The 12,927-nt window shown below is 56.8% G+C and carries 12 protein-coding genes; 5 read left to right on the forward strand and 7 right to left on the reverse strand.

The window, feature by feature from the left end; all coding sequences use genetic code 11:
• The first annotated feature begins 396 nt into the window (after nucleotides 1-396).
• Nucleotides 397-783, forward strand: coding sequence for an aspartate 1-decarboxylase autocleavage activator PanM (panM, locus tag M8014_RS11765; protein WP_271282617.1), 387 nt, complete (start codon nucleotides 397-399; stop codon nucleotides 781-783).
• Nucleotides 784-869: 86 nt separating this feature from the next.
• Here panM and livJ read toward each other — a convergent pair whose 3' ends face one another.
• The 5 genes from livJ to ftsY all read right to left on the reverse strand — a co-directional run bounded on the left by livJ (nucleotide 870) and on the right by ftsY (nucleotide 6,621).
• A complete protein-coding gene (livJ, locus tag M8014_RS11770) occupies nucleotides 870-1,970 on the reverse strand; it encodes a branched chain amino acid ABC transporter substrate-binding protein LivJ (protein ID WP_271282618.1) in 1,101 nt (366 codons plus the stop codon).
• A gap of 298 nt (nucleotides 1,971-2,268) precedes the next feature.
• Nucleotides 2,269-3,126, reverse strand: coding sequence for an RNA polymerase sigma factor RpoH (rpoH, locus tag M8014_RS11775; RefSeq protein WP_271282619.1), 858 nt, complete (start codon nucleotides 3,124-3,126; stop codon nucleotides 2,269-2,271).
• A 255-nt stretch (nucleotides 3,127-3,381) separates the two neighbouring features.
• On the reverse strand, nucleotides 3,382-4,434 hold the full coding sequence (ftsX, locus tag M8014_RS11780; protein ID WP_271282620.1) for a permease-like cell division protein FtsX: 1,053 nt from the start codon (nucleotides 4,432-4,434) through the stop codon (nucleotides 3,382-3,384).
• Nucleotides 4,427-5,092, reverse strand: a complete 666-nt coding sequence (ftsE, locus tag M8014_RS11785) for a cell division ATP-binding protein FtsE (protein WP_271282621.1) — start codon at nucleotides 5,090-5,092, stop codon at nucleotides 4,427-4,429. The genes ftsX and ftsE overlap by 8 nt, the downstream gene beginning before the upstream one ends.
• Nucleotides 5,093-5,094: 2 nt before the next feature.
• Nucleotides 5,095-6,621, reverse strand: coding sequence for a signal recognition particle-docking protein FtsY (gene ftsY, locus M8014_RS11790; protein ID WP_271282622.1), 1,527 nt, complete (start codon nucleotides 6,619-6,621; stop codon nucleotides 5,095-5,097).
• A 136-nt stretch (nucleotides 6,622-6,757) separates the two neighbouring features.
• On the opposite strand from ftsY, the gene rsmD reads away from it, so the two are divergent.
• Both rsmD and M8014_RS11800 read left to right on the forward strand, forming a co-directional pair.
• Complete coding sequence (rsmD, locus tag M8014_RS11795; RefSeq protein WP_271282623.1) at nucleotides 6,758-7,360, forward strand: 16S rRNA (guanine(966)-N(2))-methyltransferase; 603 nt, start codon at nucleotides 6,758-6,760, stop codon at nucleotides 7,358-7,360.
• Nucleotides 7,344-7,625 carry a DUF1145 family protein gene (locus M8014_RS11800; protein WP_271282624.1) on the forward strand — a complete coding sequence of 94 codons (282 nt, stop codon included), beginning with the start codon at nucleotides 7,344-7,346 and terminating at the stop codon, nucleotides 7,623-7,625. Before rsmD ends, M8014_RS11800 begins: the two co-directional genes overlap by 17 nt.
• Nucleotides 7,626-7,700: 75 nt before the next feature.
• Here the strand turns inward: M8014_RS11800 and M8014_RS11805 are convergent, their stop codons facing one another.
• Complete coding sequence (locus tag M8014_RS11805) at nucleotides 7,701-8,060, reverse strand: DUF2500 domain-containing protein (RefSeq protein WP_271282625.1); 360 nt, start codon at nucleotides 8,058-8,060, stop codon at nucleotides 7,701-7,703.
• Between the two features lie 128 nt (nucleotides 8,061-8,188).
• On the opposite strand from M8014_RS11805, the gene M8014_RS11810 reads away from it, so the two are divergent.
• Nucleotides 8,189-8,815 (forward strand): lysoplasmalogenase, encoded by a 627-nt coding sequence (locus tag M8014_RS11810; RefSeq protein WP_271282626.1) that lies wholly within the window; start codon nucleotides 8,189-8,191, stop codon nucleotides 8,813-8,815.
• 76 nt (nucleotides 8,816-8,891) lie between these two features.
• Nucleotides 8,892-11,078, forward strand: coding sequence for a Zn(II)/Cd(II)/Pb(II) translocating P-type ATPase ZntA (zntA, locus tag M8014_RS11815; RefSeq protein WP_271282627.1), 2,187 nt, complete (start codon nucleotides 8,892-8,894; stop codon nucleotides 11,076-11,078).
• 556 nt (nucleotides 11,079-11,634) lie between these two features.
• Here zntA and M8014_RS11820 read toward each other — a convergent pair.
• Entirely contained in the window at nucleotides 11,635-12,921 is a 1,287-nt protein-coding gene (locus M8014_RS11820) for a TRAP transporter large permease (protein WP_271282628.1), read from the reverse strand.
• Nucleotides 12,922-12,927 lie beyond the last annotated feature (6 nt).

Below are 12,927 nucleotides of genomic sequence, written 5' to 3' on the forward strand. Positions count from 1 at the left end.
TTATATTTTGTTTTATTATGGTTAAAAAGCATTCTGTACTTTTAATGAACAACGCTATTTTTACCAGTGCCTTTAATGGTTTAGCGAGGTTTTTTAGCAAAAGCCAGACTAAAATCTCTATATTTCAGGCGATTAAGCAAAGATAATATTCTGAAATTTGCCAGAGATAAACAAATAAAAGTCCGGTTTGCAGCATAAAATAACGGTACAAAGAGCGGAATAAAACACTGCCTTGAAGGTTAATATTCTGCTTATTTTTCGATCCCTGCGTTTTATGGCTGCGCTTTTGACTGCTAAAAAAGTAATCAGCTAGAGAATGGATTTAAAAAGTGGAAGCGTCTGGCTGAATAAATTGAGTACACTGCCAACACTCTTTTTGATTTGGACACGCAGCTAATGAAACTGACCATCCACCGTCTGGTGAACTTTAGCTCCCAGGATCATATCGACCTGGGTAAAATCTGGCCGGAATATTCCCCCTCTTCGCTCACCGTGGATGACACGCATCGTATCTATGCCGCACGCTTTAACGAACGTTTGCTCGGGGCGGTGCGGATCACCCTGAGCGGCACTCAGGGGGCGCTGGACTCCCTGCGCGTGCGGGAGGTCACCCGTCGTCGCGGCGTGGGGCAATATTTGATTGAAGAAGTGATTCGCGATAACCCGAGCGTGGCTTCGTGGTGGATGGCGGATGTCGGCGTGGAAGACCGCGCTGTGATGACGGCTTTTATGCAGGCGCTGGGGTTTGTGGAGCGGGAGAGTGGTTGGGAGCGGCGTTGTTAACAGAATTTTGTGCGGCCAGTTCCCCTCTAAAAGACCGCACCGAGCAGTCCCCTCTCCCCTATGGGGAGAGGGTTAGTTGTTTGCTTTTATTTCGCGTCGGTGGCAGTGCCATCCGCATGCCAGTCGAACACGCCGAACTCAAAGCCTTTCAGATCGCCCTTCTGATCCCAGGACAGCGGGCCCATGACGGTTTCAACAGAGTTCGCTTTCAGCCAGGTCGCGATTTCAGCCGGATCGGCTGACTGGTTCAGGCCCGCCTGCAGGGATTGCAGTGCCGCGTAGGTGGTCCACACGAATGCGCCGCTTGGATCCTGTTTCTTAGCTTTGATCGCATCCACGATCGGTTTGTTCGCCGGAACCTGATCGTAGTTCTTCGGCTTGGTCACCAGCAGGCCTTCTGCAGATTCACCGGCGATGTTAGACAGGGACACGTTCGCTACGCCTTCCGGCCCCATGAACTGGGTTTTCAGACCGGCTGCACGCGCCTGACGCAGGATCTGGCCCATCTCCGGGTGGTAACCGCCGTAGTAAACGAAATCGATATTCTCTTTCTTCAGGCGCGCCACCAGGGTAGAGAAATCTTTCTCACCGGCGGTAATACCATCGAAGAACACCACAGTGGCGTTAGCTTTTTTCAGGTTGTCCTGCACGGAGCGCGCCAGACCTTCACCGTACTGCTGTTTATCATGAACAATGGCAATGCGCTTTGGCTTCACTTTATCAACGATATACTTCGCGGCGGTTGGGCCCTGGTCGGAGTCCAGACCGGTGGTACGCAGCGTCAGCTTATAGCCACGCGCGGTCAGCTCCGGCGCGGTCGCCGCTGGCGTGATCATCAGAATACCTTCGTCTTCATAGATGTCAGACGCAGGCTGGGTGGAAGAGGAACACAGGTGGCCGATAACGTATTTAATGCCATCGTTAACCACTTTGTTGGCTACGGCAACCGCTTGTTTCGGGTCACAGGCATCATCATATTTTACAATCTGCAGTTTTTCGCCTTTGATACCGCCCTTGGCATTAATGTCGGCCACCGCCTGTTCTGCACCTGTGAACTCCTGGTCGCCGTACTGCGCTACCGGACCGGACATGGCGCCCACGACAGCCACTTTAATATCAGCCTGAGCCATGGTGCTGAATGCCAACGCCATACATCCTGCCAGTAATGCTTTACCCTTCTTGTTCATCCTGAGAATCCCCATTGTTATGGTTATAACTTGTGTTGTGGTGTTGTTTTATGGCGCTTTATTTCGTTTATGCGTCTGCCGTGCGCGCCTTTTCAGCATACTCTGCTAAAACATACCCCATTTTTATCTATTTGGAATAGCTATTTTGAAATGTATATAAGGTAAGCGAGGCTTTAACGAGTCAGCGCACAGCGCAACGTTAAGTGTTTGCCAGAAGAGGGGATAACGCCCGGTCAGGCGCTAAAAAAACAAAACCCCCGAATGTGCATTCGAGGGTTTGCGGGAGACTTCGCGAAAATTACGCTTCGATAGCGGCGCGAAGTTTTTTCATGGCGTTCTTTTCAAGCTGACGCACACGCTCAGCGGAGACGCCGTAGCGGTCGGCCAGTTCCTGCAGCGTGGACTTGTTGTCTTCGTCCAGCCAGCGGGCGCGGATAATGTCCTGGCTGCGCTCGTCGAGACCTTCCATCGCGAAGCTCAGCTTGTTGGCGGCCTGCTCTTCCCAGTTGTCGTCTTCAATGCCGTCAGCAAAGTTAGACGACTTATCCTGCAGATACAGAACCGGTGCCATTGGCTGGCTATCCGACGCATCGTCGTCAGATGACATATCAAATGTCATGTCCTGCGCCGCCATGCGGGATTCCATTTCGCGCACGTCTTTGCTGGAAACACCCAGCTCGCGCGCCACCATTTCGACTTCGTCCTGATTGAACCAGCCCAGACGCTGCTTGGTTTTACGCAGGTTAAAGAACAGCTTACGCTGTGCTTTGGTGGTGGCCACTTTCACGATACGCCAGTTACGCAGCACGTATTCGTGGATTTCGGCTTTGATCCAGTGCACGGCGAAGGAGACCAGACGCACACCCACTTCCGGGTTGAAGCGGCGCACCGCCTTCATCAGGCCGATGTTACCTTCCTGAATCAGATCCGCCTGCGGCAGGCCGTAGCCCGAGTAATTACGAGCAACGTGAACAACAAAGCGCAGGTGAGACAGGATCAGCGTCTTAGCTGATTCCAGGCAGCCCTGGTAATGCAGCTTTTCAGCGAGCTCCTTTTCTTCCTCAGCCGTCAACATCGGCCAGGTGTTAGCGGCCCGGATGTAAGACTCCAGGTTACCAACAGGGGCTAAAGCTAAAGTTTGCATTTCTTTGGTCATTCATTCCTCTCAATCTATTTCTTCTGGCGGCGGTTTGTCCCCATCAGGCAACGAACATGCCAGAACTAACGAGCAACGAGAATATCATTCACACTTTTATCAGACAGTGATTTTATCCACAAGTTCCGACTGAAACCTGGGATAAATTACGCACAAAATGTGACGTAGAGATGATTGTGCTGGGGCAGAAACATCAGATGTTCTTTCCCTGCACGAGCGGTCCTCAATGCAGGGAAAGATTATATCAGAGATTTTTTAGTCGGGGGTAAAGTGACGTAAATGTTGCACAGTTGCTAACCAGGCGGCGATCCAGCCGATCATCGAGCACACCAGCAGCAGTAACAGGCACTCGTCGAACGATAAGCCGCTGATATCAAACTTTGTTCCAAAAACCTGCGCCACATCGGTGACAGCGGCAGAGAGACGCATCACCAAAATTTCTGACAATATCAATGAAAGAAATGCACCAGCAAAACCGAGCAACGCACCGCCGTACAGGAACGGACGCAGGATAAAACCGTCTGTAGCACCGATAAGCTTTTGCACGTTAATGGTATCGCGACGGGCAAAGATGCTCAGACGCACGCTGTTACCGATCACCAGGAACACCGCGGCGACCATCAGCACGCCGATCATCGCCGCCACCCGGCCAACCAGCCCGGTCAGCGCCGACAGACGGGCAAACCAGCTGTCGTCCATGCGGACTTCATCGATCCCGTTGATGCGCGAAACGCGATCGCGCAGGGTGTTCAGCGACTCGGTCCCCTGGAAATCCAGCTTCGGGATCACCACCGCCACGGCGGGCAGCGGGTTCTCTTCCAGCATATCCAGCGCGCCGCCAAACCCGGACCAGTTGCGGAACTCGCCCAGCGCCTCTTCGCGCGACAGGTAGTTGACCTTCTCAACACCCTGCTCGGACTGCAGCTGCCCCACCACCTGCGCCGCCGCATTATCGTCGAGCGCTTTGTCGAGATAGACGGTGATCTGCGGGGACGGATAGTACTGCGATGCCGCCTGGTTAACGTTTTTGTACACCATGTAGCAGACGCTTGGCAGCGTCAGCGAAATGGCGATAACCATGATCGTCAGGAAGGTGGCGAGCGGTTTGCTCTTCAGATCCTGCAGCGCACCATGGAAGGCATACCGCACCTGCTCGTTAAACACATTGGTCTTGCGCGAGTTTGGCTTCGGCGACGACTTACTGCGCTTAGGCACGTTGCGATTGCTGTCGCCGCCCTGGGGCTTACGGAAACGGTCAAATCGATTACCCATCTGCCGAATCTGGTTTATTGCATCACGCTTATTCACCGCGGCCTCCGTGCAAGTGACCGTCGCTCAGCGTCAGCATGCGGTACGAACGACGGGAGATAAGGCCCATGTCGTGCGTCGCCATCAGTACTGTCACCCCAACGCGGTTAAATTCCTCAAACAGACGCAGGATCCCTTCGGAAAGGGCTTCGTCCAGGTTACCGGTCGGTTCATCCGCCAGCAGTACCGCCGGTTTGTTCACCACCGCGCGCGCAATGCCGACACGCTGCTGTTCACCGCCGGAAAGCTGAATCGGAAAGTTTTTCGCTTTGTCCAACAGCCCGACCTTATCCAGCGCCGCCGACACGCGACGACGAATATCATCCCCGCTGGCACCCGCAATAATCAGCGGGATAGCCACATTGTCGAATACCGTGCGGTCCATCAGCAGATGGTGATCCTGGAAAATCATGCCTATCTGGCGACGCAGAAACGGCACTTCACGGTTTTTCAGGCGGCTGATGTCGTGGCCGCCGAACAAGATTTTGCCGGTGCTTGGCCGTTCAATCCCGCAGATAAGCTTGAGCAGGGTACTTTTCCCCGCGCCGGAGTGGCCGGTCAGAAATGCCATCTCGCCCTGCTGCAGGTGGAAGTTAACCCCCTGCAGCGCTTGTCTCCCACCGAGATAGGCCTTGCTGACGTGTTCAAAGCGAATCATTGTTAATCCTCTCGGGCAAAAAGTGCCTCAATAAAGTCGCCCGATTTAAACGGACGCAAATCTTCGATACGTTCGCCAACGCCAATGTAGCGGATAGGAATACCAAACTGATCCGCCACCGAGAAGATCACCCCGCCTTTCGCGGTGCCATCCAGCTTGGTCAGCGTAATCCCGGTCAATCCTACCGCTTCATGGAACAGCTTCGCCTGGCTGATGGCGTTCTGTCCGGTGCTGGCGTCAATGGTCAGCATCACTTCATGCGGCGCATCGACATCCAGCTTTTTCATGACGCGGACGATCTTCTTCAGTTCTTCCATCAGGTGCGCTTTGTTTTGCAGGCGCCCTGCGGTATCGGCAATCAGCACGTCGACATTACGCGCTTTCGCCGCCTGAATGGCGTCAAAAATCACCGAGGCGGAGTCTGCGCCCGTGTGCTGGGCAATCACCGGAATGTTGTTGCGCTGGCCCCACACCTGCAGCTGCTCTACCGCAGCGGCACGGAAGGTATCACCCGCGGCCAGCATCACCGATTTGCCCTGCTGCTCGAACTGACGCGCCAGTTTGCCAATGGTGGTGGTTTTACCCACCCCGTTGACGCCCACCATCAGAATAACAAATGGCGTTTTGCCTTCAATATTAAGCGGTTCGTCCACTTTTGCGAGGATTTCACCCATCTCATCTTTCAGCAGGCCGTACAGCGCTTCGGCGTCGCGCAGCTGTTTACGGCTGGCGCTTTCGGTCAGGCTGCTGATAATCTTGCGGGTGGTTTCCACCCCAACGTCGGCGATCAGCAGCTGTTCTTCCAGCTCTTCAAAGAGATCATCGTCGATTTTCTTCCCGCGGAACAGACTGATAAATCCGGAACCGAGGTTTTCTTTGGTCTTGATCAGGCTACGTTTCAGGCGGGCGAAGAAACCTTCTTTGGTCGGTTTTTCCTGCTCCTGAACCACCTCTTCTACCGGGACGTCTTCTTCAATCGGGACAACGATAACGGCTTCTTCTGCCGCTTCTGCCGCCAGCGCCTGCGCCTGCGCTTCCAGCTCTTCGTCGCTGATTTCAGCGTCAATTTCCGTTTCCGGGAGGTACTCTTCCGGGAGCGTTTCTTCAATCTCCTGGGCGATCTCTTCCGGCAGCGGCAGCTCTTCGTGCTCTACCGCCTGCGGTGGGGCAGTCTCAACCACCGGCTCAACAATCTCTTCCACCACTACGGCCACGGGTTCTGGCTCTGGTTCTGGTTCTGGCTCTACGGCAACAAACGCTGGCTCAACTGGCTGTGGTTTTTCGCTCTCCTGAACCTGCTCAGTGACCTCAACCACCTCTTCAGCGAAGGCCTCAGTCTCTTCTTTGCTGTGGGTCTGCGGTTCTGCTTCTACGTCTGCGACGGTCTCAACAGGGGTTTCAGGCTGCGGCTGTTCAACAACCGCGGGCTGTTCTGCGATCGGTTGTTCTTCGTTCTGCTGCTCGGTTTCCTGCTCTTTTTGACCAAAGCCCAGCCAGGAAAAGAAGCCACGTTTTTTCTCTTTTGCCATCTGCGACTACACCCCTCGCGGTTAATTACTGGCGCTATATACATGGAAGCTAAAAAAATGATGAAATAGTTTATCACTTAACTTAACGCACATCACCGCCTGCAAGCGCAGGCCGTCGGTGTACCCGAGCAAAGATATGAAGAAACCCAACCGTGCCGCAGCAGGTCAGATCCGCATTATCGGCGGCCAGTGGCGAGGCCGTAAACTGCCGGTGCCGGATAGCCCTGGTCTGCGCCCGACCACCGATCGCGTTCGCGAGACGCTGTTTAACTGGCTGGCCCCTTCAATGGTAGATGCCCGTTGCCTGGACTGCTTCGCCGGAAGCGGCGCCCTCGGGCTCGAAGCCCTGTCTCGCTATGCCGCCAGCGCCACGCTGCTGGAGATGGATCGCAGCGTTTCCCAGCAGTTACAGCAAAACCTGGCCTCGCTGAAAGCGACGCACGCCAAAGTGGTCAATACTAACGCCCTGGCCTTCCTTGCACAGGCAGGTACGCCGCACGATGTGGTATTTGTCGATCCGCCGTTTCGCAAAGGCCTGCTCGAAGAGACGCTGACGCTGCTGGAAAACAACGGCTGGTTGGCGGATGATGCCCTGATCTACGTCGAAAGCGAGGTAGAGAATGGGTTACCACCGGTGCCGGCCCACTGGGATCTACACCGGGAGAAAGTGGCCGGTCAGGTCGCCTATCGTCTTTATCACCGTCAATCTCAAGGAGAGACCGATGCCGGTACTGATTAATCTGGGTCGTTTACTGATGCTGGGGGTCTGGGCATTTCTGATCCTTAACCTTGTGCATCCGTTCCCGCGTCCGATGAATATCTTCGTCAACGTGGCGCTGATTTTTACCTCGTTTATGCATGCCCTGCAGATGGTCATGCTGAAAAGCGGCCTGCCGAAGGATGGCCCACCAATGACCGGCTGGCAGCAGCTGCGGGTGTTTATTTTCGGCGTGTTTGAGCTGCTGGTGTGGATGAAGAAGTTTAAAGCGCAGGCGAAGAAGTAATTTTTTACCCCTCACCCACACGGCTCCGTGCGATCCCCTCTCCCCTCTGGGGAGAGGGTTAGGGTGAGGGGTAAATCACGGCACGATCTCAAACCCCTCAAACCGCGATCCCTTGTAACTCAACACGCCTTTATCCCCCACCGTCAGCTGATGGTACTGCTTTTCGTCCAGCCGAAAAGTCATCTCCAGGCCGCCGTTTTCCGGCTTAAAGCTCGCCTCATAGCGCATCGACGTGCCAGCGGGCGTGACCTGCTGCTGGCGGGAGCGCCGGTCGTTAATCGCTTTTTCCCGTTTATTGCTCACCACCACCCGTTTTTCCAGCAGCGGCGCGGCATCGTTATCGGCCTTGTCCCGGCGCTGCTGCACAAAGCGAAATGACGCGGCAATCACGATAATCGCCAGCACGATAATAAAAAAAAGCGGCATCTTGCTCATTGGACAATCCTATAAGACCAGGCTGAAATCAGGATAGCGCGCGACACAGAGCATTGCCATTGGCCCGCTTGCGCCACTACACTGAACTGAAACTGTTTATTCAACAATAACAGATACAGGGACTTAATATGCTTTGGTCATTTATCGCTGTCTGTTTCTCCGCATGGCTGTATGTCGATGCGTCCTACCGTGGCCCGGCCTGGCAGCGCTGGGTGTTTAAACCCGTCACGCTGTTGCTCCTGCTGCTGCTGGCCTGGCAGGCACCGATGTTTAATGCTGTCAGCTACCTCGTTCTCGCCGGACTGTGCGCGTCGCTGGCAGGTGACGCCCTCACCCTGCTGCCGCGCCAGCGCCTGCTGTATGCCGTGGGCGCGTTCTTCTTATCGCATCTGCTTTACACCATCTATTTTGCCAGCCAGATGACGCTGTCATTCTTCTGGCCGCTGCCGCTGGCGCTGCTGGTGATGGGTGCCCTGCTGATTGCGGTGGTCTGGACGCGGCTGGAAGAGATGCGCTGGCCGGTGTGTACCTTTATCGCCATGACGCTGGTGATGGTGTGGCTGGCGGGGGAACTGTGGTTCTTCCGCCCGACCGCGCCAGCCCTGTCGGCCTTCCTCGGTGCCACCTTGCTGCTGCTGGGGAATATCGTCTGGCTGGGTAGCCACTATCGCCGCCGCTTCCGCGCTGATAACGCGATTGCGGCCGCCTGCTACTTCGCCGGGCACTTCCTGATTGTGCGTTCGCTGTATATCTAAATAAGCCTTGACTCTGGAGTCGACTCCAGAGTGTAGACTGCGGTAAATGAGAAGATTATCATTACCGGAGAATGCCATGTCGACTCCAGACAGTTCTAAAAAAGTGCCGAAATTTTCGGCACTTAAGCTTACTCCCGCCCCTGCTCACAGCGATTGCTGCGCCTCAAACGCCTGCGAAACGCAGGTTGAAAGCGTGCCGCCCGCAGACGGCCTGCGTTACAGCTGGGTGGTCAACGGGATGGACTGCGCCGCCTGCGCGCGGAAAGTTGAAAATGCGGTGAAGCAGATCCAGGGCGTCAACCACGTCCAGGTGCTGTTCGCCACCGAAAAGCTGCTGGTCGATGCGGCCAGCAACATCACAGCCCAGGTCGAAGCGGCGGTGGCGAAGGCGGGCTATACGCTGCGCGACGCCAACGCCCCGGCTGAAAAAACCTCCCCTCTGCGCGATAACCTGCCGCTCATCACCTTGATCGTGATGATGGCCCTGAGCTGGGGTCTGGAGCAGTTCAACCACCCGCTCGGCAACCTCGCCTTTATCGCCACCACCCTTATCGGGCTCTACCCGGTTGCCCGTCAGGCGCTGCGTCTGATGAAAAGCGGCAGCTGGTTTGCCATTGAAACGCTGATGAGCGTGGCCGCCATCGGGGCCCTGTTTATCGGTGCCACGGCAGAAGCGGCAATGGTGCTGCTGCTGTTTTTAATCGGTGAACGTCTCGAAGGCTGGGCTGCCAGCCGGGCGCGTAAGGGCGTGAGCGCACTGATGGCGCTAAAGCCAGAAACCGCGACCCAGGTGATAAACGGTGAGCGCAAAACCGTGCCGATTGCCAACCTGCGCCCGGGCGATGTGATTGAAGTGGCGGCAGGCGGACGTCTGCCTGCCGACGCCGCGCTGCTCACCGCCACCGCCAGCTTTGACGAAAGCGCCCTGACCGGCGAATCCATCCCGGTGGATCGCGCCGCCGGCGAAAAAGTGCCCGCCGGTGCCACCAGCGTCGATCGCCAGGTGCAGCTGACAGTGTTATCCGAACCGGGCGACAGCGCCATCGATCGTATCCTGAAGTTGATTGAAGAGGCAGAGGAGCGCCGCGCCCCGGTTGAGCGCTTTATCGACCGCTTCAGCCGGATCTACACCCCGGCGATTATGCTGGTTGCGCTGCTGGTCGCCGTTGTCCCGCCGCTGCTGTTTAGCGCCCCATGGGAAGGCTGGATCTACAAAGGGCTGACCCTGCTGCTGATCGGCTGTCCGTGCGCGCTGGTGATCTCGACGCCTGCGGCGATTACCTCCGGGCTGGCGGCCGCGGCGCGCCGTGGGGCGCTGATCAAGGGCGGTGCCGCGCTGGAACAACTCGCGCAGGTGCAGCAGGTGGCGTTTGATAAAACCGGCACCCTGACGGTCGGCAAACCGCAGGTGACCGGCCTTTATCCGCACGGCATCAGCGAGGATGCGCTGTTGGCGCTGGCTGCGGCGGTGGAGCAAGGTTCTACCCACCCGCTGGCACAGGCGATTGTCCGCGAAGCGCAGACCCGAGGGTTGAACATCCCTGCCGCTACCGCCCAGCGCACGCTGATGGGCTCGGGTATCGAAGCCCAGGTCGAGGGTCAGCCGGTGTTAATCTGTACGGCAGATAAATTCCCTGCTCCGCAGTTGGCCCTGCAGATCGACACCCTGGAGGAGGCCGGGCAGACGGTGATTATCGTTGCCGAAAATAACGTGGCAAAAGGCATTATTACCCTGCGCGACACTCTGCGTAATGACGCCAGAGCAGCGGTGGACGCCCTGCATCAGCTGGGGGTGAATGGGGTGATCCTGACCGGCGATAACCCACGCGCGGCGGCGGCGATTGCCGGTGAGCTGGGCCTGGAATTCCGCGCCGGATTGCTGCCCGCAGATAAAGTGCAGGCGGTCACCGAGCTGAACGGCCACACCCCGCTGGCGATGGTGGGCGACGGGATTAACGATGCCCCGGCAATGAAGGCGGCCACCATCGGCATTGCGATGGGCAGCGGCACCGACGTGGCGCTGGAGACCGCCGATGCGGCGCTGACCCATAACCATTTAACCGGTTTAGCGCAGATGATTAGCCTTGCTCGCGCCACCCGCGCCAATATCCGGCAGAACATCGCCATTGCGCTGGGGTTAAAGGGGATTTTCCTGGTAACCACCCTGCTGGGGATGACCGGATTGTGGCTGGCGGTGCTGGCGGATACCGGCGCGACAGTGCTGGTGACGGCGAACGCGTTGCGGCTGTTGCGCCGTCGGTAAACAATGGGGTGCGGCCTGTGGGAGAGGGCTGACCAATCCCCAGTAATTTTTAATCTTAAAGCAACGGAATAACGACAAGAGAATAAATCACTTACAGCGATACCCTGGTCCGGCTGAAAATCGCCGAAGCGTTTCCTGTAGGCCGGGGCGAGGCGCATGGATGCGCCGAGAGGGCGTGACCTACATGGATGTAGGATCTCGCCCGACCCGAAGCCGGAAGGAATAAGCTGAGGACAAAATTGCCGGGAGCAATTTTGAACAGCGCTTGCGCTGGCCCCGAAGGGGTGAGCCCCAAGGATGGGGCGAATAATCCGCGTAGCGACGATTTTCTTGCCGGGAGCCCGGGTAGCCAGGGCGGTGGCGATTGAGCCGCCCTGGCACGTTCACGGGTGACGCGACTGACAGAGAAGCACAACACTTAAAGTGAACGGAACCACCACCGGAGCCGCATGCTCCCCCTCACCCCAACCCTCTCCCTGAATGGAGAGGGGGCCGACCGTGCCAATTTTTTTGTGGGGACCCCTCAACCCACAGGGAGAGGGCGAAAACATAACGACTACTGCATCCCGAGCAAATGCGGCAACCACAGTGAAATCGCCGGGATGTAGGTCACCATAGCCAGCACCACCAGCAGCATGCCGTAGAACGGCAGCATGGCGCGGACCACGGTTTCGATCTTCTGCTTACTCACCGCACTGGCAACAAACAGCACCGATCCCACTGGCGGGGTAATCAGGCCGATCCCAAGGTTCACCATCATGATCATGCCAAAATGTACCGGATCGATGCCCAGCGAGTTGGTCACCGGCAGCAGCACCGGGGTCAGGATCAAAATCAGCGGCGCCATGTCCATCAGCGTGCCCACCAGCAGCAGCATGATGTTGAGGTACATCAGGATCACGTACTTGTTATCCGACAGCGAGGTGAAGAACTCGGTGATCCGCATCGGCAGCTGCATGTAGGTCATTACCGCGCCAAATGCCGCCGCAAAGCCGATCAGGATCATCACGATCGTTACTGTCTTCACCGTCCGGCACATCAGCTTCGGCAGCTCGCTCCACTTATAGTCACGATAGATAAACATGGTGACAAAAAACGCCCACAGGCAGGCGACCGCCGCCGATTCGGTAGCGGTAAAAATTCCCGACAATATCCCGCCAAGAATGATCACCACCGTCATCAGACCCCACAGCGCATCGACAAAAATCCTCAGCGCCTGCTTAAACGGGATCCGTTCACCTTTTGGATAGCCCCGCTTGTGGGCAAAGCCCAGGCACAGGAGCATCAGGCAGAACCCGAGCAGCAGCCCCGGCAGCACCCCGGCGATAAACAGCGTGGCGATCGACACCGTGCCGCCCGCCGCCAGGGAGTAAATCACCGAGTTGTGGCTGGGCGGGATCAGAATCGCCTGCACCGAGCCGCTGGCCGTCACCGCCGCCGCGTATTCACGCGGATAGCCCTTCTTCTCCATCTCCGGGATCATCACGCTGCCGATGGAGGCGGTATCCGCCACCGACGAGCCCGAGATGGCACCGAAGAAGGTCGAGGCGACGATATTCACCAGCGACAGCCCGCCGCGAATAAAGCCGACAAAGATATAGGCGAAGTTGACCAGCCGCCGGGCGATGCCCCCTTCCGCCATGATCGCCCCCGCCAGGATAAAGAACGGGATCGCCAGCAGGGTGAACTTATTGACCCCGCTGGTTATCTGGATCATCAGCGCTTCCAGCGGCAGATCGATCCACAGCGCCCCCGCCACCGCACTCAACCCGACGGCAAACGCCACCGGCATCCCCAGCGCCAGCAAAATGGCAAGGGTGAAGAGCAAAATAAAAGCATCCATGATTCA

Source organism: Silvania hatchlandensis (genome assembly GCF_025564065.1).
Classification (GTDB): domain Bacteria; phylum Pseudomonadota; class Gammaproteobacteria; order Enterobacterales; family Enterobacteriaceae; genus Enterobacter; species Enterobacter hatchlandensis.